The following is a 20,352-nucleotide window of genomic DNA, read 5'->3' on the forward strand; positions in this document are numbered from 1 at the left end:
TCATGTCGTTCCTCAAGATCAGCAACCTGCGCAAGTCCTACGGCGCGCTCGAAATCCTGAAGGACATCAATCTGGAGATCGAAGAGGGCGGCTTCCTCGTGCTCGTCGGCCCCTCCGGCTGCGGCAAGTCCACGCTGCTCAACACCATCGCCGGGCTGGAGCCGATCACCTCCGGCGACATCGCCATCGACGGCCGCTCGGTCGCCGGTCTGCACCCCTCCAAGCGCGATATCGCCATGGTCTTCCAGTCCTATGCGCTCTACCCGAACATGACGGTCGCCGGGAACATCGCCTTCGGCATGGAGATTCGCGGCGTGCCGAAGGAGGAACGCGACAGGGCGATCAGGCAGGTCGCCGACATGCTGCAGATCGGCCACCTGCTGGAGCGCAAGCCCGGCCAGCTCTCCGGCGGCCAGCGCCAGCGCGTCGCCATGGGCCGGGCGCTGGTGCGCGACCCGAAGCTCTTCCTCTTCGACGAGCCGCTCTCCAACCTCGACGCGAAGCTTCGCGTCGACATGCGCACGGAGATCAAGCGCCTGCACCATCGCATGAAGACCACCATCGTCTATGTGACGCACGACCAGATCGAGGCGATGACGCTCGCCAGCAAGATCGCCGTGCTGAAGGACGGCGTGCTCCAGCAGTTCGGCTCGCCCTCGGAAATCTACAACAACCCGGCCAACACCTTCGTCGCCGACTTCATGGGTTCGCCCGCCATGAACCTCCTCAAGGGCAGGGTCGAGGGCAACGGGACCGGGCTTGCCGTCTCGCTCGCCCGCCACGAGGCCGAACCGCTGGTGCTCGCCGTGCCGCACGCGCCTGGCAACCTTTCCGCCTATGCCGGCAAGGAAGTGATCTTCGGCATCCGCCCGGAGGCGCTGACCGACCCGGACGGCGCGGACCGCAATGCGCGCACCGTGGCGGAAGGGGACTGCCTGATCGAGGTGGTGGAGCCGGCCGGCGCCGACACCTTCGCCGTCACCAATCTCGGCGGCAAGGAGATCGTCGCGCGCCTGCGCGCGGACGTGCCCATCACCGCCGGCCAGACGGCGCGCCTTGCCTTCAACCTCGACAAGGCGGTGTTCTTCGATCCCGCAAGCCAGCTTCGCATCGCGTGAGCCGGCCATGACGCGCCCGCCCCGTCCCGTCGCCATCGTCACCGGAGGCCGCCGCGGCATCGGCCTCGGCATCGCCCGGGCGCTCGCGGCGGAAGGCTTCGACATCGCGATCACCGGCATCGGCGCGGGCGATGCGGCGACGGACGCGATGCTCGCCGGCCTTTCCGCCCATGGCGGGCGGGCGATCTACCTGGAGGGCGACCTTGCGGATATTGCCGGCCATGCGGCGACCGTCGCGGCCGTGGAGGATCGGCTCGGGACCATTTCCTGCCTCGTCAACAATGCCGGCATCGCCTCGGTCGTGCGCGGCGATTTCCTCGACCTCCTCCCGGAGAATTTCGACACCATCGTCGCCACCAACCTGCGCGGCACCGTCTTCTTCACGCAGGCCGTGTTGAAAGCGATGCTGCGGCAGAAGGCGGCGGGCCCGCGCGCGATCATCAACATCACCTCCGTCTCGGCGGGCTTTACCTCGCCCGAGCGGCTCGACTATTGCATGACCAAGGCGGGGCTAGCGGCCTTCAGCCAGGGACTGGCGGTCCGGCTGGCGGAGACCGGCATCTCCGTCTTCGAGATCCGCCCCGGCATCATCCGCTCTGACATGACGGCCGGCGTCTCGGCGAAATACGACGCGCTGATCGAAGACGGGTTGGTGCCGATGAGGCGCTGGGGCGAGCCGGACGACATCGGCGCCGCCGCAGCAGCACTTGCCGCCGGCAAATTCGCCTTCGCCACCGGCTCGGTGATCAACCTCGACGGCGGACTGTCGATCGGGCGGCTTTGAGAGAGGGAGCGCCCCTCACCCCGCCCTCTCCCCGCAAGCGGGGCGAGGGAGACGAGAGGGCACGGCAAACCCCTTCGCCCCGCTTGCGGGGAGAAGGTGCCGGCAGGCGGATGAGGGGCGACCCCGGCGCAACGAGCGACGCATTCTTGAGGAACACGCAATGACCTACGACTACATCATCACCGGCGCAGGCCCCGCCGGCTGCGTGCTGGCGAACCGGCTTTCGGAAGACTCTTCCGTGCGGGTGCTGCTGCTCGAGGCCGGCGGCGGGGACTGGAACCCGCTGTTCCACATGCCGGCGGGCTTTGCCAAGATGACGAAGGGCGTGGCGAGCTGGGGCTGGGAGACCGTGCCACAGAAGCACATGAAGGGCCGCGTGCTGCGCTATACGCAGGCGAAAGTCATCGGCGGCGGTTCCTCGATCAACGCGCAGCTCTATACCCGCGGCAATGCGGCGGACTACGACCTGTGGGCAAGCGAGGACGGCTGCGAGGGCTGGAGCTACCGGGAGGTGCTGCCCTATTTCAAGCGCGCGGAGGACAACCAGCGCTTTGCCGACGACTACCACGCCTATGGCGGGCCGCTCGGCGTCTCCATGCCGGTCTCGGCCCTGCCGATCTGCGATGCCTATATCCGCGCCGGGCAGGAACTCGGCATTCCCTACAACCCCGATTTCAACGGCCGCCAACAGGCGGGCGTCGGCTTCTATCAGCTCACCCAGAGGAACCGCCGCCGCTCCTCCGCCTCGCTCGCCTATCTCTCGCCGATCAGGGACCGGAAGAACCTGACGATCCGCACCGGCGCCCGCGTCGCCCGCATCCTGCTGGAGGGAACGCGCGCCGTGGGCGTCGAAGTGGTGACGGGCAATGGCGCCGAGACGATCCGGGCGGAGCGCGAGGTGCTCGTCACCTCCGGCGCCATCGGCTCGCCGAAGCTGCTCCTGCAATCGGGCATCGGCCCGGCCGAACACCTGAAATCCGTGGGCGTTCCGGTGAGGCACGACCTGCCGGGCGTCGGCTCCAACATGCAGGACCATCTCGACCTCTTCGTCATCTGCGAATGCACCGGCGACCACACCTATGACGGCGTGGCGAAGCTGCACCGCACGCTCTGGGCCGGCCTCGAATATGTGCTGTTCCGCTCCGGCCCCGTCGCCTCCTCGCTCTTCGAGACGGGCGGCTTCTGGTATGCCGATCCGGATGCCCGTTCGCCGGACATCCAGTTCCATCTCGGCCTCGGCTCGGGCATCGAGGCGGGCGTCGAAAGGCTGAGGAATGCCGGCGTGACGCTGAACTCGGCCTACCTGCATCCCCGTTCGCGCGGCACGGTGCGCCTCGCCTCTGCCGATCCTGCCGCCGCGCCGCTGATCGACCCGAACTACTGGGAAGACCCGCACGACCGGAAGATGTCGATCGAGGGCCTGAAGATCGCCCGCGAGATCATGCAACAGGCCGCGCTGAAGCCCTTCGTCCTGGCCGAGCGCCTGCCGGGGTCGAAGGTCGTCACCGACGAGGACCTCTTCGACTACGGCTGCGCCAATGCCAAGACCGACCACCATCCGGTCGGCACCTGCAAGATGGGGATGGGATCGGATGCCGTGGTCGGGCTGGACCTGAAAGTGCATGGACTTGACGGGCTGCGCGTCTGCGACAGTTCCGTCATGCCGCGCGTTCCCTCTTGCAATACCAATGCGCCGACCATCATGGTGGGCGAGAAGGGCGCCGACATCATCCGCGGCCTGCCGGCGCTGCCGGCCCAGGTGTTCCAATACGAGCGCAACGACACGCGCCCGCGTGCCCGCGCCAACGTCCGATAGGAGAAGCCATGATCCGCCATTGCGTCTTCATCCGTTTCAAGCCGACCATCTCCGCCGCCTACAAGGCCGAGCTCTTCAACGAGATCGATGCCCTGAAGGACCGTCTTCCGGGCATGGCCGCCGTGCATATCGGCACCAATGTCAGCCCCGAGGAGGGCATGGACAAGGGCTTTGCCGACGGCTTCATCGTCGATTTCGAGGACAGTTTCTCGCGGGATGCCTATCTGGCGGACCCGGAGCACAGGGAGACGGGCGCGCGCCTCGTCGCCGCGGCCGAAGGCGGCATTGCAGGTATCCTCGTCTACGACCTGGAAACCGACGACTAGCCTCGGCCCGCTCGGCGCGCCAACACGCGCTCCAGCGCGGAAAAGGCGTCGTAGATCAGCACCGCCAGCACGGCGACGACAAGGCCGCCCTGCAGCACGAAGGCAAGGTTGTTGGATTGCAGGCCGGCGATGATGACCTCGCCGAGGGTCTTGGCCGCCACCGTCGAGCCGATGGTGGCCGTCGCAAGGCTGATGGTGACGGAAAGCCGGATACCGGCGAGCACCACCGGCAGGGCGAGCGGCATCTCCACCTTGGTGAGCCGCTGCCAGCCCGTCATGCCCGTGCCGCGCGCCGCCTCGACGATGGCGGGCGGCAGGGTGGAAAGCCCGGTCATGGCATTTTCGAAAATCGGCAGGAGGCCGTAGAGGAAGAGCGCGATCAGCGTCGGCTTCTCGCCGAAGCCGACGGCCGGAACGGCAAGCGCCAGCACGGCGACGGGCGGGAACGTCTGGCCGATATTCACGAGGCTGCGCGAGAGCGGCAGGAATTCCGCGCCGATGGGCCGCGTGACGAGGATGGCAAGCCCCACCGCCACGATGGTCGCGGCAAACGTCGCGGCGAAGACCGTGGCAAGGTGCGACAGCGTCAGCGAGAGCAGGCTGCCCTGGTTGTAGATGGCGGGGGCATTGGCCTGCACCAGCGGCTTCAAAAGCGGCTCGAACAATTCCGGCCTGAAGAGGAAGACGACGAGGACGGCGAGCGTCGCCAGCCGCAGGAGATTGGGCAGGAAACGCCTCATTGCGGCCTCGCGGCGCGGCGGGCAAGACCGGCAAGCGTGACGCGGCCGATGGGCACTCCATCCGCGCCGACGACCGGCAGGGCATCCCGCCCCGACCAGAGGAGGGCCGAGAGCGCATCGCGCTGGCTGGCATCGGCGGCAAGCGGCTCACCATCGGCGGTGCCGGCCTCGGCAGCCTCGCCGGCCGTGCCGACGGACAGCAGTCGGAACGGCCGCTCGCCGGCGCCGATCAGCGTCTCGACGAAATCGGTGGCCGGGTTCACCAGCATTTCTTCCGGCGCGGCGTATTGCACGATCTTCCCCTTGTCCATGACGGCGATCTTGTCGGCAAGGTGGAAGGCCTCCTCCATGTCGTGCGTGACGAGGACGATGGTGGTGCCGAAATGCCTCTGGATCGCCAGCAGATCGTCCTGCGCCTTGGCGCGGATGACCGGGTCGAGCGCGCCGAAGGGCTCGTCCATCAGGAGGATGTTCGGCTCGGCGGCAAGCGCCCGGGCAACGCCCACGCGCTGCTGCTGGCCGCCGGAAAGCTCGTGCGGGTAGCGCGGGCCGAAGGCGGCGGCATCGAGCTGGAAGAGCGACAGGAGCTCCTCGACCTTGGCGTCGATGCGGGCCCTCTCCCAGCCGAGCAGGGTGGGGACCGTCGCGATGTTCTGCGCGACCGTGCGGTGGGGAAAGAGGCCGTGGCCCTGGATGGCGTAGCCGATCCGCCGGCGCAGTTCGTGGCCGGGAATGGCATGGTTGTCCGCGCCGTCGATGCGGATCGTGCCCGCGCTCGGCTCGACGAGGCGATTGATCATGCGCATCAGCGTCGTCTTGCCGGAACCGGAGGTGCCGACGATGACGGTGATCGTGTGCGGCGCGATCGTCATCGAGACGTCGTCGACGACCGTGGTGTCGCCGTAGCGCTTGGTGATGGCTTCGATCTCGATCATGCGGCCCTGCCGGGTTTGGAATTGGAAAGTTCGGTGGCGGCGTCGAGCACGACGGCTGCCGCGAAGGCGAGCGCCACGGTCGGCACCGCGCCGAGCAGCACGAGGTCCATCGCCGTCTGGCCGATGCCCTGGAAGACGAAGACGCCGAAGCCGCCCCCGCCGATGAGCGCAGCGATGGTGGCAAGCCCGATATTCTGCACCAGCACGATGCGGATGCCGGTGAGGATGACCGGGAAGGCGAGCGGCAATTCCACGCCGAAGAGCCTTTGCCGGTCCGTCATGCCGATGCCGCGCGCCGCCTCGTTCGCATCGCGCGGCACGCCGGCAAGGCCGACCACCGTGTTGGCGACGACCGGCAGCAGCGAATAGAGGAAGAGCGCGACGAAGGCCGGCGCCGCACCGATGCCGCGGATGCCGATGGCCGACGCCCCCGGCACATGGACGGCGATCCAGCCGAGCGGGGCGATGAGGAGGCCGAAGAGCGCGATGGAGGGGATGGTCTGGATGATGTTGAGGACATTGAGCACGCCGGCCCGTAGCGCCTCCACCCGATGGCAGAGGATGCCGATCGGCAGGCCGAAAAGCGTCGCGGCCGCCAGCGAGCCGAGCGCCAGCACGACATGCCGGCTCGCCTCCAGCCAGAACGTATCGGCGCGGCTCGCATATTCCTTGAGGATCGACAGCCCGTCCCAGGCGCCCGAGAGCAGGAGCCCCGCCGCGGCCGCCGCGACGGCGGCCAGCAGAGCGATGCGGGCATGGGGCGAGAGCCTCAGCCGCGTCAGCGCATCGGCCGTCAGCAGCACGAAGGCGAAGCTCGTCAGCCAGAAGCCGGAGGCCGGCGCGACGCGGGAATAGGTATTTTCCGGCGGCGTCAGGTACCGGGCGGCAAGGCCGATGAGGAGGGCAAGCGCCAGCGTGGCGGCAAGGCCGAGCACGAGCCGCAGGAGCGTCGGCGTCTTGAGGACGATGACGACGAGGGAGACGGCAACGAAGACGAGCAGCGCCGCGCCGAGGCCGGAGGGAAGCGCTTCAAGGATCGTCCGTGCCTCGCCCGGCACGATGCGGTTGGCCCTGAAATTGGCGAACGGCGCCACGAAGGCGCCGTAGGCCAGCAATGCGGCGATCACCACGCCGAGCTTGTCGATCCGCAACGTCATGAACGCCTTTCGGGAATGGCCCTCCGCCCGGCGGGCGAAGGGCGCAAGCGGCCTATTTCAGGAAGCCGTTCTTCTTCAGGAAGTCCTCGGCGACGGCCTTCGCCGGTTCGCCGCCGACCTGCACGCGGCCGTTGAGGTCCTGGAGGGTCACGAGGTCGAGCTTCTCGAAGACGGGCTTCAGGAGGTCCTCGATCTGCGGATTGGCCTTCAGCACCTCCTCGCGGATGATCGGGGTCGGCTGGTAGACCGGCTGCACGCCCTTGTCGTCGTCCAGCACGGCGAGGCCCGACGGCGCGATGCCGCCGTCCGTGCCGTAGACCATGGCGGCATTGGCGCCGTTCGTCTGGTTGGCGGCCGCCGCGATGGTCGCGGCCGTGTCGCCGCCCGAAAGCGTGATGAGCTGTTCCGGCTTGAGCGTGAAGCCGTAGGTCGTCTGGAAGGCCGGAAGGGCGGCTGCGGAATTGACGAATTCCGACGAGGCCGCCAGCACGACGTTCCCGCCGCCCGAGACGTATTTGCCGAAGTCCGTCAGCGTCACCAGCTTGTTCGGTTCGGCGACGTCCTTGCGCAGCGCGATCGCCCAGGTGTTGTTGGCGGGCGAGGGCGTCAGCCAGACGATCTTGTTGGCGTCGTAGTCGAGCGTCTTGGCAAGCTCGTAGGCCTTGGTGGCATCCTTCCAGGCCGGATCGTCGGCCTTCTCGAAGAAGAAGGCGGCGTTGCCGGTATATTCCGGGTAGATGTCGATCTCGCCGGCGGTGATCGCCTTGCGCACGACGGGCGTCGCGCCGAGCTGCACGCGGTCCGTCGTCTCGATGCCGTTGGCGTTGAGCACGGCGAGGATGATGTTGCCGAGGACGCCGCCCTCGGTATCGATCTTGGAGGAAACGACGACCTGGGCATTGGCCGCGCCGGCGGCAAGGCCGAGCGCCAGGGCTGCTCCGAGGAATTTGACGGCTGGGCGCATGAAAAAACCTTTCGTTGTGCGGGAACCCGTGGCGGCATTCACATCACATTCGGCAAACCCCGTCCGGGCAAAGCATTCCATATATTGCAGCAAACCGCAAAAAATAGACCGCGGCGCCGTGCGGCGAGCCGGCTTTCGCTTTCAACCGGCTCGTCAGCAAATATTAAGCCGTGTCTGCCATCGTCCTGCAAGAGCCGATCCTGGGCAGGCCTGCCCGGCAGAGGGACAAGTGCGGGACGAACGAAGCACGATGACCGACCGGAATGCCTCATTATCCCTGCGCGGGCTGGGATACTACATCCCCGCCATCGTCACGGCCGTCGCCGTCCTGGTCGCCGCCCTCCTCGCCGACGTCCAGAAGCGGCGGCTCGAAGAAGAGTACCTGCGCTCCTTCACCACCGAGCAGATCGGCCTGCTGCGCTCGCGCCTGCAGGGCAACATCCTCGGCAACGTGAAGCTCGTGCAGGGGCTCGTCGCGACGCTCTCGACCGAGCCGGACATGTCGCCGGCCCGCTTCGCCGATCTTGCCGGCCGCATCTTCGGCGAGGAGAACCAGCTTCGCAACCTCGCCATCGCGCCGGATTTCGTCGTCTCCCTCGCCTATCCCCTCAAGGGCAACGAGCGCAGCATCGGCCTCGACTACCGCAAGAATGCGCAGCAGCGCGCCGCCGCTCTCCAGGTGCGCGACCTCGACAAGCTGATCGTCACCGGCCCGGTCGATCTCGTGCAGGGCGGGCGCGGCGTCATCGCGCGCTACCCCATCCATGCGGGCCGAGACAACGCCTTCTACGGCATCGCATCGGCGGTGATCGACCTCGACAGGCTGCTCGACGCCAGCGGCTTCAAGGACGACATGCGCATCGCCGTCTCGCTTTCCAGCCGCGCGCGCGACGGCGGCAGGGCGCGCCTGTTCTTCAGCACGCGGGCGCCGGTCGACGCCGACCCGGTGGTGATGACGATCGACATCGGCCATGAGGTCTGGACCATGGCCGCGGCGCCGGTGAATGGCTGGGCCCACACGACCGCCGGCCTCGGCCTCTTCCGCGGCGGGCTGGCGCTCCTTGCCCTCATCATCGTCGCGCCGATGTTCTGGGTCGGCTATCTGATGAAGGATCGCCATAGGCATATCCTGGCGCTGCAGGACCGTGAAGACAGGCTGGAAGCCGTCTCGCAGCGCCTGCAGCTTGCGCTCGACGCCTCCCGCGTCGGCGTGTGGGAATACGATACGGAGACGGGCACCCTCTCCTGGGACGCGCGCATGCGCGCCCTCTACGGCGTGCCGGCCGGCCGGCCCGTCTGCAAATACGAGGACTGGCGCGCGGCGCTCCACCCAGAGGATATCGAGGAGGCCGAGCGCGTCTTCACCGAGGCCATCGAGACGGAAAGGCCCTATATCACCGAATTCCGCGTGCTGAACCGGGACGGCAAGGTCCATCATATCCGCGCGCACGGCATGACCTACCGCTCCTCCTCCGGCACCAAGCGCATCGTCGGCGCCAATTGGGATGTGACGGAAGACACCCTCCTTCGGGCCGAACTGCTCCAGGCCAAGCTGACCGCCGAGGCGCAGAACCGGGCGCTGGAGGACGCGCGGCTCGTGCTGGAGCACAATTCGCTGCACGACGCGCTCACCCGCCTGCCGAACCGGCGCTTCCTCGACCAGCAGCTCGCGCTTGCCGGCGACGGCCGCCCGCTGACCCTGCTGCACATCGACCTCGACCGCTTCAAGGACATCAACGACACGCTCGGCCATGCCGCCGGCGACGAGGTGCTCAAGCAGGCCGCCCGGGTGCTGCGCGCCAAGGCGCCGCAGGAGGATTTCATCGCCCGCATCGGCGGCGACGAGTTCGTGCTGCTCTCGCGCCGCGACCCGGCCGATGCCGATTTCTCCGCCCTTTCGGCCTGCCTGATCCAGGCGATCAGCGAGCCGATGGCGATCGACGGCCACGACTGTCGCATCGGCGCCAGCATCGGCATCGCCACCCGCGGCGAGCCGGACGAATCCGCCGACCAGCTTCTCGTCAACGCCGACATCGCGCTCTACGAGGCCAAGCGCCGCGGGCGCAACCGCGTGGAGGCTTTCAACGACGACCTGCGCCTGCGCACCGTGGAGGCCAAGAGGCTTGGCGACGCTATCCTGCGCGGCCTCGAGCGCGGCGAGTTCCGGCCCTTCTTCCAGCCGCAGTTCGATGCGCAGACGCTCGAGATCGTCGGCGTGGAAGCGCTTGCCCGCTGGGAGCATCCCACGCGCGGTTTCATCCCGCCGGACGTCTTCCTGCCCGTCGCCGAAAGCCTCAACGTCGTTTCGCAGATCGACGAGACCATTCTCGACCAGGCGCTGTTCCAGGCCGCGCGCTGGGAGGCGCACGATCTCGGCATCCCGTGCGTCTCGGTCAACGTCTCCTGCCAGCGCCTGCACGAGGAAGGCCTCGTCGACAAGCTGAGATCGATGAACCTGCGGCCCGGCACGCTGACCTTCGAGCTTCTGGAATCGATCTCCTTCGACACGGCCGACGACGCGCTGAAACAGGCGATCGAGGAGATCAAGGCGCTCGGCATCGATATCGAGATCGACGACTTCGGCACTGGCCATGCCTCCATCGTCAGCCTCCTGGAACTGTCGCCCAAGCGGCTGAAGATCGACCGCCGGCTCGTTCTGCCGCTGCTCGAATCCACCGCGCAGCAGAGCCTCGTGCGCTCCATCGTCGAGATCGGCAAGGTACGCGGCATCGAGACGGTGGCCGAGGGTGTGGAAACGCTCGCCCATGCCGATCTCCTGCGCCGCCTCGGCTGCCATGCCCTGCAGGGCTACGCCTTCGCGCGGCCGATGAGCGCGGAGGATTTCCTTGCCTTCGCAAAGGCGCGGGACTGGAAGCCGGCCGCTAGCGCTGCAGCAGCAGGCTGAGGGCGTCGGCGACGGCGCGGCCGTCGTGGTTGCCGCGCTGCCACGGGTCCTCGAACTCGCCGATCAGCGCCTCCGCGCCGAGGTGCGCAGAGGCCTCCTCCAGCGCGCCGTTGCCGAGATAGGCGAAGGCCCCCACCGTCTTCTCGAAGGGCAGGAGCTGGCGGTTGGCGAGTACATGGGTGAAGGGCCGCACGTCCGCCCCGCCCCGCGCGCGCCAGAGTCCGGCGGCGATCTCCAGCATGCGTGCAAGGTCCAGCCCGCGCGTCTCGCGGCATTGCAGGATATTGCCGATGAAGATGCGCCGGGCATGGATGTTGCGCGCGATGGCCGGCACGACGCCCTCGACGAGGAAATGCGGCAGCACGCTGGTGAAGAAGCTGCCCGGCCCGAAGACGATGGCATCGGCGCTTTCAAGGCTCTCGATCGCCGCCTCGTTGGCCGGCACGCCTCCGCCAGCGGCCGTAAGCGATATCTCGCGGATACCCGTCGGGCTCTGCCCGTCGTCGAGCCCCGTCACGCGATGCTGGCCTTCCACGCGGCTGCCGTCGTTCAACACAGCGGAGAGCGCCACACCGTCCGCCGCCGTCGACGGCCAGACATGGCCCGTCACGTCGCAGAGCTTGCGGAAGACGAAGATGGCGGTGTTGATGTCGCGGTTATGGGCGAGATGCGCGCCGGTCAGGATGAAATTGCCGATGCTGCCGTTGCGGAAATCGAAATCCGCCCCGATGGCCGCCCGGAAGGTGCGCAGGTAATTGAGGATCGCGCCGCGAAGGCCCGGCTCCATGCGCTCCAGGAGCGGATGCCGGCCCTCCGCATAGAGCGAGAATTCGGTGCGGGCATCCGCCTCCGCCCCGCTGGTAAGCCGCGCGTTGCAGACCTTGACGACGTCGCCCGCCCGCCCCTCGCCGTGCGCCATGGTCATCAGCGCCTGCCGGATATCGCCGACGGCCAGCACGCCGAGGCTTTCGCGGATGACCTTGGAACTGCCGCCGCTGTCCCAGGCCGGCACGATGCGCGTCAGCCGCACCGGCTTGGAGCAGAGCGCAAGATTGGTCGAGCGGCAGGCGGTGCCGCCCGAAAAGAGCACGATATGCGGCAAGCGGCCTTCGGCCATTCCGTTTCTCCGAAATTATGGCGCGATGTTGTAGGCCGCCCCGATCAGGGTTCTGGTATAGGCCGCCTGCGGCGCGCTGAAAATGGCGTCCGTCGGTCCCTCCTCGACGATCCTGCCGTCCTTCATCACCACGACATAGTCGGACATGGCGCGCACCACCGAAAGGTCATGGCTGATGAAAACATAGGAAAGGCCGTAGCGGGCCTGGAGATCGCGCAGGAGCTCGATCACCTGGCCCTGCACCGAGCGGTCGAGCGCCGAGGTCGGCTCGTCGAGCACCACGGCCTGCGGTTTCAGGATCATCGCCCGGGCGATGGCGATGCGCTGGCGCTGGCCGCCGGAGAATTCGTGCGGATAGCGGTTGCGCGCCGCCGGATCGAGGCCGACCTCTTTCAGCGCCTCGATGGCCCGCTTGTCGCGCTCTGCGCGCGAAAGCTGCGGCTCGTGGACGTAAAGCCCCTCGGTGATGATCTCGCCCACCGTCTGGCGCGGCGAGAGCGAGCCGTAGGGATCCTGGAAGACGAGCTGCATGCTGCGCCGAAGCGGGCGCATGCCGGCACGATCGAGCCCGGAAATGTCCGTCCTGCCGAAACGGTAGGCGCCCTCGCTGGCGATGAGGCGCAGGAGCGCGCGGCCGAGCGTCGACTTGCCGGAGCCCGATTCCCCGACGACGCCGATGGTCTGGCCCTCGTGCAGGCTGATCGTGACATCGTCGACGGCGCGGAAGGTGGAGGCGCGCTTCTTCAGGAGCCCGCCGTCGATCCTGTAGTCGACGACGACGTTGCGGCCTTCGAGGATGATCGGCGCATTGTCCGGCGGCGCTGCCTTGCGGCCGGAGGGCTCGGCCTCGATCAGCATGCGCGTGTAGTCGGCCTTGGGGTTCTCGAAGAGCTCGCCCGTCGCCCCCTGCTCCACCACCTCGCCGCGCCGCATGACGACGACCCGCTCGGCGAAGTGCCGGACGATGCCGAGGTCGTGCGTGATGAGCACGATGGCCATGTCGAAACGCTTCTGCAGGTCGCGCAGGAGCTTGAGGATCTGCGCCTGGATCGTCACGTCGAGCGCCGTCGTCGGCTCGTCGGCGATCAGGATGTCCGGCTCGTTGGCGAGCGCCATGGCGATCATGACGCGCTGGCGCTGGCCGCCGGACATTTCGTGCGGATAGCTGTCGATGCGGCGTTCGGGATCGGGAATGCCGACGAGCTTCAGCAGCTCCAGGACGCGCGGGCGCGCCTGTTTCTGCGTGCCGCCGCGATGATGCACGATCACCTCGGCGATCTGCTTGCCGATCGGGTAGAGCGGATCGAGCGAGGTCATCGGCTCCTGGAAGATCATGGTGATCTTCGCGCCGCGGATGGCGTTGAGCGCCTTCGGATCGAGCCCGACCATCTCCTGCCCGCGATACGTCGCCGAGCCCGTGACGGTGCCGTTGGCGGCGATGAGGCCCATGATGCCCATCATGGTCTGGCTCTTGCCGGAGCCGCTCTCGCCCACCACCGCCAGCGTCTCGCCGGGGCGCACGTCGAGGTCGATGCCCTTGACCGCGTTCACGTCGCCGTCCGGCGTCGTGAAGGAGACCTTGAGATCGCGGACGGACAGGATCGGCTCCATGGCTTTCGTTTCCTCCGTCATGTCAGCGGTCCTTCGGGTCGAATGCGTCGCGCAGGCCGTCGCCGACGAAATTCAGCGAGAAGAGCGTGACGACGAAGAAGATGGCGGGGAAGACGAGCAGCCACGGCGCCGACTGCATGTTGTTGGCGCCTTCCGCGATCAGCGAGCCCCAGCTCGTCAGCGGCGCCTGAACGCCGAGGCCGAGGAAGGAGAGGAAACTTTCGAGCAGGATCACCTTCGGCACGATGACCGTGATGAAGATGACGACCGGGCCGATCGTGTTGGGGATGACGTGCCGGCGGATGATCTGCCAGTCGGTGAGCCCGAGCGCCTCCGCCGCGCCGATGAACTCCCGCCGTTTCAAGGACAGCGTCTGGCCGCGCACGATGCGGGCCATGTCGAGCCATTCCACCGCGCCGATGACGATGAAGATCAAAACGAAGCTGCGCCCGAAGAAGACGACGAGCACCACGACGAGGAAGACGAAGGGCAACGAATAGAGGATCTCCACAAAGCGCATCATCACATTGTCGATGCGCCCGCCCATATAGCCGGAGATCGCGCCGTAGACGACGCCGATGCCGAGCGAGACGAGGCTGGCGAGGAGGCCGACCGCAATCGAGATCTGCCCGCCGAGCATGACGCGCGCCATCAGGTCGCGCCCGTTGGTATCGGTGCCGAACAGGAAATATTCCCGGTCGACCACGCCCGTGAGCGTCAGCTTGCGGCCGTCGTCCTCGCTGGCCGTAACCTCGGTCTTGTCGAACTCGTTGGCGCGGTCGAAATAGCGCGCCGCGCGCGGATCGATCGGATCCCTGGCGGTGACGACGGCCGTGAAGGTCTCGCCCTCGACGGAGAAGGATTGCAGCTCGACGCGCGCGCGGGCCGCGACCCGCTTCGTCGCCTCCTCCAGCGCATCGGCGCCCGGCCGCGGCTCGAGGCTCGGCGGGGTGGTGACGTAGGAGGAGAAGACCTGGTCGTAGCTGTGGCTGATGACGAACGGCCCGAGGAAGGAGAAGCAGGCGATCAGCACCAGCATGACGGAGCCCGCCATGGCGGGGCGGTTGCGGCGGAAGCGCAGGAGCGCGAGCTGGAAGAGGCTGCGGCCCTTCACCTCGGCCGCCGGGGACGGGGAGACGGCGGCGTCAGTCATGGCGAACCCTCGGATCGAGCAGGCCATAGAGAATGTCGACAGCCAGGTTGAAGACGATGACGAAGATGGCGATCAAGACGACCGTGCCCATGACGAGCGTATAGTCGCGGTTGATCGCGCCGAGCACGAAATAGCGCCCGACGCCGGGAATGGTGAAGATGGTCTCGACCACCGCCGAGCCCGTCAGGAGCGCGGCCGCGCAGGGTGCGAGATAGGAGACGATGGGCAGCATGGCGCCGCGCATGGCATGCACCACCACCACGGACCTTGCCGGCAGGCCGTAGGCCCGCGCGGTGCGGATATGGTCGGTGCGCAGCGCCTCGATCATCGAGCCGCGGGTCAGCCGTGCGAAGACGGCAAGCTGCGGCAGGGCGAGCGCGATCATCGGCAGGATGAGGAAGCGCAGCGACCCGTCGCCCCAGCCGCCGGCCGGCAACCAGGAGAGCATGATGGCGAAGATCAGCGTCAGCACCGGGCCGACGACGAAGTTCGGCACCGTCACGCCGATGGTCGCCACCGACATGACGGAAAAATCGAGGAGGCTGTTCTGCCGCAGCGCCGCGATGGTGCCGACGACCACGCCGCCGACGAGCGCCAGCAGCAGCGCATAGAAGCCGAGCTCCATCGAATAGGGCAGGCCCTTGCCGATGAGCTCGGCGACGGAATTGTCCTTGTAGACGTAGCTCGGGCCGAAGTCGCCGGTCACGGCATTGCCCATATAGGTGAGATATTGCCGCCAGAGCGGCTGATCGAGCTGGTAGGCCCGCATCAGGTTTTCCATCGTGGCGGGCGGAAGGGGGCGCTCGAGGTTGAACGGTCCGCCGGGCGCAAAGCGCATGAGGAAGAACGAGATGGTGACGACGATGAACAGCGTCGGCACGGCGCTGGCAAGGCGCCGCAGAACGAAGGAAAGCATGGCTGGCACTCCCTGAAGCGCGGTGCGCGGCCGGTCAGGCCGCGCACCGGCCGCGGATCATTCAGAAACGCTGAGGAAGCGGCTCAAGTGCTGGTCGGCGGCATTGTCCTGCCAACCGTGAACCTTGCTGGAGACCAGCCACAGGTCGGCCTGCGCGAGGAGCGGGGCGATCGGCTGCTCCTTCATGAGCAGGGCTTCGGCATCGTGCAGCACCTTGGCGCGGGCCGCCGGATCGCGCTCCTCGTACGACTTCTTCATCAGCGCGTCATAGTCGGCGTTGTTGAACTGGCCGTAGTTGAAGGTCTTGTTGCCGCTCGTCGAAAGGGCAAGGAAGTTCTCCGCATCCGCATAGTCGGCGACCCAGCCGGCGCGCGCCACGTTGAACTTGCCGCCCTCCTGGAGGTAGGCGTAGTGCGAGGAGACGTCGAGATTGACGAGCGAGACGTCCGCGCCGAACGTGTTCTTCCACATGTCGGCCACGGCCGTCGCCACGCGCTCGTGGTTCGGGTTGGTGTTGTAGCGGATCTCGATCTTCAGCGGCTTGCCGCCCTCGCCGTAGCCGGCTTCCTTCATCAGTTCGACAGCCTTGTCCTCACGGTCGAGCTGGGAGAGGTCGGCGAAATCGGCCTTGGCCGGCTCATAGCCCTGGATGCCCGGGGGGACCATGGAATAGGCCGGGATCTGCGAGCCGGAATAGATCTCCTTGGCAAGGAAATCGCGGTCGACGGCCATGGAAAGGGCCCGGCGCACGTTGACGTCGCTATAGGGCTCCTGGCGGGTGTCGAAGGCGTAGTAATAGGTCGCAAGCGTCGGCGAGACGTGGACCTCGTCGCCATAGCTCTTCTTCAGCCGCTCGATCTGGTCGGCGGAGAAGTTGTAGACGAGGTCCATTTCCTTGGCCTCGAAGCGGCGCACGGACGCGGCCTGGTCGTCGATCGGGTAGAAGACCACCTTGTCGAGCTTGACGTTGGCGGCGTCCCAGTAGTTCGGGTTCTTCTCGACGACGAGGTTGTCGTTCGGAACGTGGCTGACGAGCTTGAAGGCGCCGTTGGAGACCATCGTGCCGGGCTTGACGAAGTCGGCGCCGTTCTTCTCGACGCTCGCCTTGGAGACCGGCAGCGCCGTCTGGTGGGCGAGCAGCTCCAGGAAGAAGGGCGTCGGGCGCTCCAGCGTGACTTCCACGGTCTTGGTGTCGACGGCCTTCACGCCGAGCTGGTCGAGGCCGGCCTCGCCCTTGTTGACCTTCTCGGCGTTCTTGATCGGGTAAAGGATGTTGGCGTAGCCGGCGGCGGTCTTCGGGTCTTCGACGCGCGTGAAGGAGAAGACGAAGTCGTCCGCGGTCACCGGGGAGCCGTCCGACCACTTGGCGTTCTCGCGCAGCTTGAAGGTGTAGACCGTGCCGTCGTCGGAAACCGTCCAGCTCTCCGCGGCGCCGGGAACGATCTTGCCGGCGGCGTCATAGACCGTCAGGCCCTCGTAGAGGTCCTTCAGGATGAACTCCTCGATGTTGATGGAAGTATGCGCCTGGTCGAGCGTCTGCGGCTCGCCGGCATTGCCGCGGTGAAGCACCGCCTCGGCGAATGCCGGGCTCGCGCCGATGAGGATCGCACCGGCCAGAAGCGCCGCACGCAAGCCAAGAATTCTGTTTGCCATTTGTTTTTCCTTCCCCGTTGTTGTTTTTGGGTGCCACATCAATTGTCCTAGTTTGCCGGCTTGGCAAGTCCCCGCAAACAGGAAATGCACAGGCCTCGCATGGCCCCGAAGGACAGGCGAAATGCCGGCTTCGGCCGTAGAAAGCCGCAAAAAATGAGAAAAATATTTGCCTTTGCCCAAATAAATCGCAGTTTTCTGCCCATCGTTTCGCATGGATTTCTGCGAATGATCGGCCATCGAATTCACAACCGGAAACGGAGTTCCAAATGAACTGGTTGAAGACCCTCGCCGCCGCAGCGGCCCTCCAGGCTGCCGTCCTCGCCCCCGCCCATGCGGGCGAAAACCTCGCCGCCATCAAGAGCGCCGGCGCGCTGAAGATCGGCACGGAAGGCACCTACGCCCCCTTCACCTACCATGACGCCGACGGCAAGCTGGTCGGCTTCGACGTCGAGATCGGCGAAGCCGTCGCCGAAAAGCTCGGCGTCAAGGCCGAGTTCCTCGAAGGCAAGTGGGACGGCCTCATCGCCGGCCTCGACGCCAACCGCTACGACACCGTGATCAACCAGGTCGGCATCACCGAGGAGCGCAAGAAGAAGTACGACTTCTCCGAGCCCTACATCGCCTCCAAGGCCGTGCTGATCGTGCGGGCCGACGACGACAGCATCAAGGGCTTTTCCGACCTCAAGGGCAAGAAGGCCGCCCAGTCGCTGACCAGCAACTTCGGCAAGCTCGCCCAGCAGTCGGGCGCCGAGCTCGTCGGCACCGACGGCTTCGACCAGTCGATCCAGCTCGTGCTGACCGGCCGCGCCGACGCCACGATCAACGACAGCCTGTCCTTCCTCGACTTCAAGAAGCACAAGCCCGACGCCAACGTGAAGATCGCCGCCGAGCAGGAAGGCGCCGACTATTCCGGCATCATCATCCGCAAGGGCGAGCCGGAGCTTCTGGAAGCGATCAACAAGGCGCTCGCCGACATCAAGGCCGACGGCACCTATAAGAAGATCTCGGACAAGTATTTCGGCCAGGACGTCTCCAAGTAAGTCCTGCCGGGCGGCTCTTCGCGCCGGCCCGTTCCTCGCATATAGATAAACGCACGAACTGGCCGGGTATTGCCCCGGCCAGCCGCATTTCCGGAGGATCGTCCCCGTGCCGCCGTGGCTTCAACTGATGCAGGAGTCGCTCGCCCCCCTTCTGTGGGCGGCGCTCGTCTTCACCATTCCGCTGACCCTTGCCTCCTTCGTGCTCGGCCTTGCGCTCGGCCTCCTGACCGCCGTCGCGCGGCTCTTCGCGCCGCGGCCGCTCTCCGATATCGCCCGCTTCTATGTCTGGGTGATCCGCGGCACGCCGCTGCTCGTGCAGCTCTTCGTCATCTTCTACGGCCTGCCGAGCCTCGGCATCCTGCTCGACGCCTTCCCGGCGGCGCTGATCGGCTTCACGCTCAATGTCGGCGCCTATTCCTCCGAGATCGTGCGGGCGGCCATCTCCGCCGTGCCGCGCGGCCAGTGGGAAGCGGCCTACTCCGTCGGCATGAGCTGGTCGCAGGCCATGCGCCGCACCGTCCTGCCGCAGGCGACGCGCGTCGCCATCCCACCGCTCTCCAACACCTTCATCTCGCTGGTGAAGGACACCTCGCTCGCCGCCGCCGTCACCGTGCCGGAGCTCTTCCAGACCGCCCAGCGCATCGTCGCCACCACCTACGAGCCGCTGATCCTCTATATCGAGGCGGCGCTGATCTATCTCGCGCTGAGCTCGGTGCTCTCGTCGCTGCAGGTGCGACTCGAGCGGCGCTTCGCCCGCTACGGCGGCTTCCTGGAGGCCCGCACATGATCGAGCTGTCCCATATCGAAAAGCGCTTCGGCGACAACCATGTGCTGCGCGACATCAGCCTCACGCTGGCCGAAGGCACCGTGACCGCGCTGGTCGGCCCGTCCGGCGGCGGCAAGAGCACGCTCCTGCGCTGCATCAACCTCCTGGAAGTGCCGACCTCCGGCGCTATCCGTCTCGGCGAGGAGCGGATCGAGTTCGCCCCCGGCCGCAAGGTCGGTTGGGAGGCGATCCAGAAGCTGCGCCGCCAGACCGGCATGGTCTTCCAGAATTTCCAGCTCTTCCCGCACCAGACGGCCATCGGCAACGTCATGGAAGGCCTCGTGACGGTCCTCAAATGGCCGGCCGACAAGGCGCGCGCCCGCGCCATGGAGCTGCTGGAGAAGGTCGGCATGGCGCACAAGGCCGAGGCCTGGCCGGCGACGCTGTCCGGCGGCCAGCAGCAGCGCGTGGCGATTGCCCGTGCGCTCGCCCCCTCGCCGCGTGTGCTCCTCTGCGACGAGCCGACCTCCGCGCTCGATCCGGAGCTCGCCGAGGAAGTCGTCGAGGTGCTGAGCCGCCTTGCGCGCGAGGGCACGACCATGGTGATGGCGACGCACGACCTGCGCCTTGCCTCGCGCGTCGCCGACGCCGTCGTCTTCCTCGACGGCGGCGTGGTCGTCGAAGAAGGGCCGCCGCGCGCCATCTTCACCATGCCCGAACGCGAGCGCACGAAGAGGTTCATCGCCTCCCTCAGCGCGCCCCAGAGTTACGACATCTAGGCCGCCGGATGCCGCGGCACGGTGAAAATACGGGTCGCGGCAGTTGCATCATCCGGGCGATTCAAGCACAGTGACGGCGTGTTCGTGTCCCGCCATGCCCCGGCATGCCTTCAGGGGAGAAAGCCTCATGACCAAGAAAACACCCAATCCGATCGACGTTTTCGTCGGCTCCCGCGTCCGCCTTCGCCGCCTCATGGTCGGCATGAGCCAGGAAGCGCTCGCCGACCGGCTGGGCGTGACCTTCCAACAGGTGCAGAAATACGAGAAGGGCACCAACCGCATCAGCGCCAGCCGCCTGCAGGCGATCTCCGACGTCTTCCGCGTGCCGCCGAGCTTCTTCTTCCAGGACGACGAGAGCGCCGGGCCGAGCACGGCCGTCGGGCAGGAAACCGGCGACGTCTCCACCTTCGTCTCCTCCAAGGAGGGCCTCGACCTCAACCGCGCCTTCCTGAAGATCGAGGATGCGGGCGTGCGCAAGTCGATCATCCAGCTCGCCACCGCCCTTTCGCGGGCCAGCGCCGCCGAGGCCGGCGACCGCGCGGAAAGCGCTCCGGAACTGCGGATCTGACCCA

The 20,352-nt window shown here is 67.0% G+C and carries 18 protein-coding genes; 9 read left to right on the forward strand and 9 right to left on the reverse strand.

The features are described from left to right. The first annotated feature begins 2 nt into the window (after positions 1–2). The 4 genes from ACZ5TO_RS13850 (at position 3) to ACZ5TO_RS13865 (ending at position 4,044) form a co-directional block, all read left to right on the forward strand. Positions 3–1,118, forward strand: a complete 1,116-nt coding sequence (locus tag ACZ5TO_RS13850; protein WP_464798490.1) for an ABC transporter ATP-binding protein — start codon at positions 3–5, stop codon at positions 1,116–1,118. 7 nt (positions 1,119–1,125) lie between these two features. After that, a complete protein-coding gene (locus tag ACZ5TO_RS13855; protein WP_464798491.1) occupies positions 1,126–1,902 on the forward strand; it encodes a 3-ketoacyl-ACP reductase in 777 nt (258 codons plus the stop codon). A 160-nt stretch (positions 1,903–2,062) separates the two neighbouring features. Next, a complete protein-coding gene (locus tag ACZ5TO_RS13860; RefSeq protein WP_464798492.1) occupies positions 2,063–3,718 on the forward strand; it encodes a GMC family oxidoreductase in 1,656 nt (551 codons plus the stop codon). An 8-nt stretch (positions 3,719–3,726) separates the two neighbouring features. Continuing rightward, the gene (locus tag ACZ5TO_RS13865; RefSeq protein ID WP_464798493.1) at positions 3,727–4,044 is read left to right on the forward strand and encodes a Dabb family protein; all 318 of its coding nucleotides are present in this window, start codon (positions 3,727–3,729) and stop codon (positions 4,042–4,044) included. Here the strand turns inward: ACZ5TO_RS13865 and ACZ5TO_RS13870 are convergent. The 4 genes from ACZ5TO_RS13870 to osmF are packed head-to-tail and all read right to left on the reverse strand — an operon-like array spanning position 4,041 to position 7,840. Next, on the reverse strand, positions 4,041–4,784 hold the full coding sequence (locus ACZ5TO_RS13870; protein ID WP_464798494.1) for an ABC transporter permease: 744 nt from the start codon (positions 4,782–4,784) through the stop codon (positions 4,041–4,043). The two genes, ACZ5TO_RS13865 and ACZ5TO_RS13870, sit on opposite strands and share 4 nt — an antisense overlap. Then, positions 4,781–5,719: an ABC transporter ATP-binding protein gene (locus ACZ5TO_RS13875; protein ID WP_464798495.1), complete on the reverse strand. Its 939-nt coding sequence runs from the start codon at positions 5,717–5,719 to the stop codon at positions 4,781–4,783. The genes ACZ5TO_RS13870 and ACZ5TO_RS13875 overlap by 4 nt, the downstream gene beginning before the upstream one ends. After that, positions 5,716–6,876, reverse strand: a complete 1,161-nt coding sequence (locus ACZ5TO_RS13880) for an ABC transporter permease (RefSeq protein ID WP_464798496.1) — start codon at positions 6,874–6,876, stop codon at positions 5,716–5,718. The genes ACZ5TO_RS13875 and ACZ5TO_RS13880 overlap by 4 nt, the downstream gene beginning before the upstream one ends. Positions 6,877–6,928: 52 nt before the next feature. Next, complete coding sequence (osmF, locus tag ACZ5TO_RS13885; protein WP_464798497.1) at positions 6,929–7,840, reverse strand: glycine betaine ABC transporter substrate-binding protein OsmF; 912 nt, start codon at positions 7,838–7,840, stop codon at positions 6,929–6,931. Positions 7,841–8,090: 250 nt separating this feature from the next. Here osmF and ACZ5TO_RS13890 point away from each other — a divergent pair, with 250 nt between their 5' ends. Then, positions 8,091–10,745, forward strand: coding sequence for a bifunctional diguanylate cyclase/phosphodiesterase (locus tag ACZ5TO_RS13890; RefSeq protein ID WP_464798498.1), 2,655 nt, complete (start codon positions 8,091–8,093; stop codon positions 10,743–10,745). Here the strand turns inward: ACZ5TO_RS13890 and ACZ5TO_RS13895 are convergent. The 5 genes from ACZ5TO_RS13895 to ACZ5TO_RS13915 are packed head-to-tail and all read right to left on the reverse strand — an operon-like array spanning position 10,723 to position 17,195. Next, positions 10,723–11,862, reverse strand: a complete 1,140-nt coding sequence (locus tag ACZ5TO_RS13895) for a gluconeogenesis factor YvcK family protein (protein WP_464798499.1) — start codon at positions 11,860–11,862, stop codon at positions 10,723–10,725. The genes ACZ5TO_RS13890 and ACZ5TO_RS13895 overlap by 23 nt on opposite strands. 15 nt (positions 11,863–11,877) lie before the next feature. Next, on the reverse strand, positions 11,878–13,494 hold the full coding sequence (locus ACZ5TO_RS13900; protein WP_464798500.1) for an ABC transporter ATP-binding protein: 1,617 nt from the start codon (positions 13,492–13,494) through the stop codon (positions 11,878–11,880). Position 13,495: 1 nt separating this feature from the next. Continuing rightward, complete coding sequence (locus ACZ5TO_RS13905; protein ID WP_464798501.1) at positions 13,496–14,626, reverse strand: ABC transporter permease; 1,131 nt, start codon at positions 14,624–14,626, stop codon at positions 13,496–13,498. Further along, positions 14,619–15,542 carry an oligopeptide ABC transporter permease OppB gene (gene oppB / locus ACZ5TO_RS13910; protein WP_464798502.1) on the reverse strand — a complete coding sequence of 308 codons (924 nt, stop codon included), beginning with the start codon at positions 15,540–15,542 and terminating at the stop codon, positions 14,619–14,621. The genes ACZ5TO_RS13905 and oppB overlap by 8 nt, the downstream gene beginning before the upstream one ends. Positions 15,543–15,599: 57 nt before the next feature. Continuing rightward, a complete protein-coding gene (locus ACZ5TO_RS13915) occupies positions 15,600–17,195 on the reverse strand; it encodes a peptide ABC transporter substrate-binding protein (RefSeq protein ID WP_464798503.1) in 1,596 nt (531 codons plus the stop codon). 266 nt (positions 17,196–17,461) lie between these two features. Between ACZ5TO_RS13915 and ACZ5TO_RS13920 the strand changes: the two genes are divergently transcribed. The 4 genes from ACZ5TO_RS13920 to ACZ5TO_RS13935 all read left to right on the forward strand — a co-directional run bounded on the left by ACZ5TO_RS13920 (position 17,462) and on the right by ACZ5TO_RS13935 (position 20,348). Next, positions 17,462–18,235: an amino acid ABC transporter substrate-binding protein gene (locus tag ACZ5TO_RS13920; RefSeq protein WP_464798504.1), complete on the forward strand. Its 774-nt coding sequence runs from the start codon at positions 17,462–17,464 to the stop codon at positions 18,233–18,235. A 106-nt stretch (positions 18,236–18,341) separates the two neighbouring features. Further along, positions 18,342–19,022, forward strand: coding sequence for an amino acid ABC transporter permease (locus tag ACZ5TO_RS13925; RefSeq protein ID WP_464798505.1), 681 nt, complete (start codon positions 18,342–18,344; stop codon positions 19,020–19,022). Next, the gene (locus ACZ5TO_RS13930) at positions 19,019–19,780 is read left to right on the forward strand and encodes an amino acid ABC transporter ATP-binding protein (RefSeq protein WP_464798506.1); all 762 of its coding nucleotides are present in this window, start codon (positions 19,019–19,021) and stop codon (positions 19,778–19,780) included. Before ACZ5TO_RS13925 ends, ACZ5TO_RS13930 begins: the two co-directional genes overlap by 4 nt. Before the next feature lie 127 nt (positions 19,781–19,907). Further along, entirely contained in the window at positions 19,908–20,348 is a 441-nt protein-coding gene (locus tag ACZ5TO_RS13935) for a helix-turn-helix domain-containing protein (RefSeq protein WP_464798507.1), read from the forward strand. The last annotated feature ends 4 nt before the right edge of the window (positions 20,349–20,352 follow it).

Source organism: Shinella sp. Sh6, from assembly GCF_055392685.1.

Excerpts from the sequence above, each read along its gene's own strand:
- ACZ5TO_RS13850 (WP_464798490.1), top strand. The coding sequence starts at position 3 with ATGTCGTTCCTCAAGATCAGCAACCTGCGCAAGTCCTACGGCGCGCTC.
- ACZ5TO_RS13855 (WP_464798491.1), top strand. The coding sequence starts at position 1,126 with ATGACGCGCCCGCCCCGTCCCGTCGCCATCGTCACCGGAGGCCGCCGC.
- ACZ5TO_RS13860 (WP_464798492.1), top strand. The coding sequence starts at position 2,063 with ATGACCTACGACTACATCATCACCGGCGCAGGCCCCGCCGGCTGCGTG.
- ACZ5TO_RS13865 (WP_464798493.1), top strand. The coding sequence starts at position 3,727 with ATGATCCGCCATTGCGTCTTCATCCGTTTCAAGCCGACCATCTCCGCC.
- ACZ5TO_RS13870 (WP_464798494.1), bottom strand. The coding sequence starts at position 4,784 with ATGAGGCGTTTCCTGCCCAATCTCCTGCGGCTGGCGACGCTCGCCGTC.
- ACZ5TO_RS13875 (WP_464798495.1), bottom strand. The coding sequence starts at position 5,719 with ATGATCGAGATCGAAGCCATCACCAAGCGCTACGGCGACACCACGGTC.
- ACZ5TO_RS13880 (WP_464798496.1), bottom strand. The coding sequence starts at position 6,876 with ATGACGTTGCGGATCGACAAGCTCGGCGTGGTGATCGCCGCATTGCTG.
- osmF (WP_464798497.1), bottom strand. The coding sequence starts at position 7,840 with ATGCGCCCAGCCGTCAAATTCCTCGGAGCAGCCCTGGCGCTCGGCCTT.
- ACZ5TO_RS13890 (WP_464798498.1), top strand. The coding sequence starts at position 8,091 with ATGACCGACCGGAATGCCTCATTATCCCTGCGCGGGCTGGGATACTAC.
- ACZ5TO_RS13895 (WP_464798499.1), bottom strand. The coding sequence starts at position 11,862 with ATGGCCGAAGGCCGCTTGCCGCATATCGTGCTCTTTTCGGGCGGCACC.
- ACZ5TO_RS13900 (WP_464798500.1), bottom strand. The coding sequence starts at position 13,494 with ATGACGGAGGAAACGAAAGCCATGGAGCCGATCCTGTCCGTCCGCGAT.
- ACZ5TO_RS13905 (WP_464798501.1), bottom strand. The coding sequence starts at position 14,626 with ATGACTGACGCCGCCGTCTCCCCGTCCCCGGCGGCCGAGGTGAAGGGC.
- oppB (WP_464798502.1), bottom strand. The coding sequence starts at position 15,542 with ATGCTTTCCTTCGTTCTGCGGCGCCTTGCCAGCGCCGTGCCGACGCTG.
- ACZ5TO_RS13915 (WP_464798503.1), bottom strand. The coding sequence starts at position 17,195 with ATGGCAAACAGAATTCTTGGCTTGCGTGCGGCGCTTCTGGCCGGTGCG.
- ACZ5TO_RS13920 (WP_464798504.1), top strand. The coding sequence starts at position 17,462 with ATGAACTGGTTGAAGACCCTCGCCGCCGCAGCGGCCCTCCAGGCTGCC.
- ACZ5TO_RS13930 (WP_464798506.1), top strand. The coding sequence starts at position 19,019 with ATGATCGAGCTGTCCCATATCGAAAAGCGCTTCGGCGACAACCATGTG.
- ACZ5TO_RS13935 (WP_464798507.1), top strand. The coding sequence starts at position 19,908 with ATGACCAAGAAAACACCCAATCCGATCGACGTTTTCGTCGGCTCCCGC.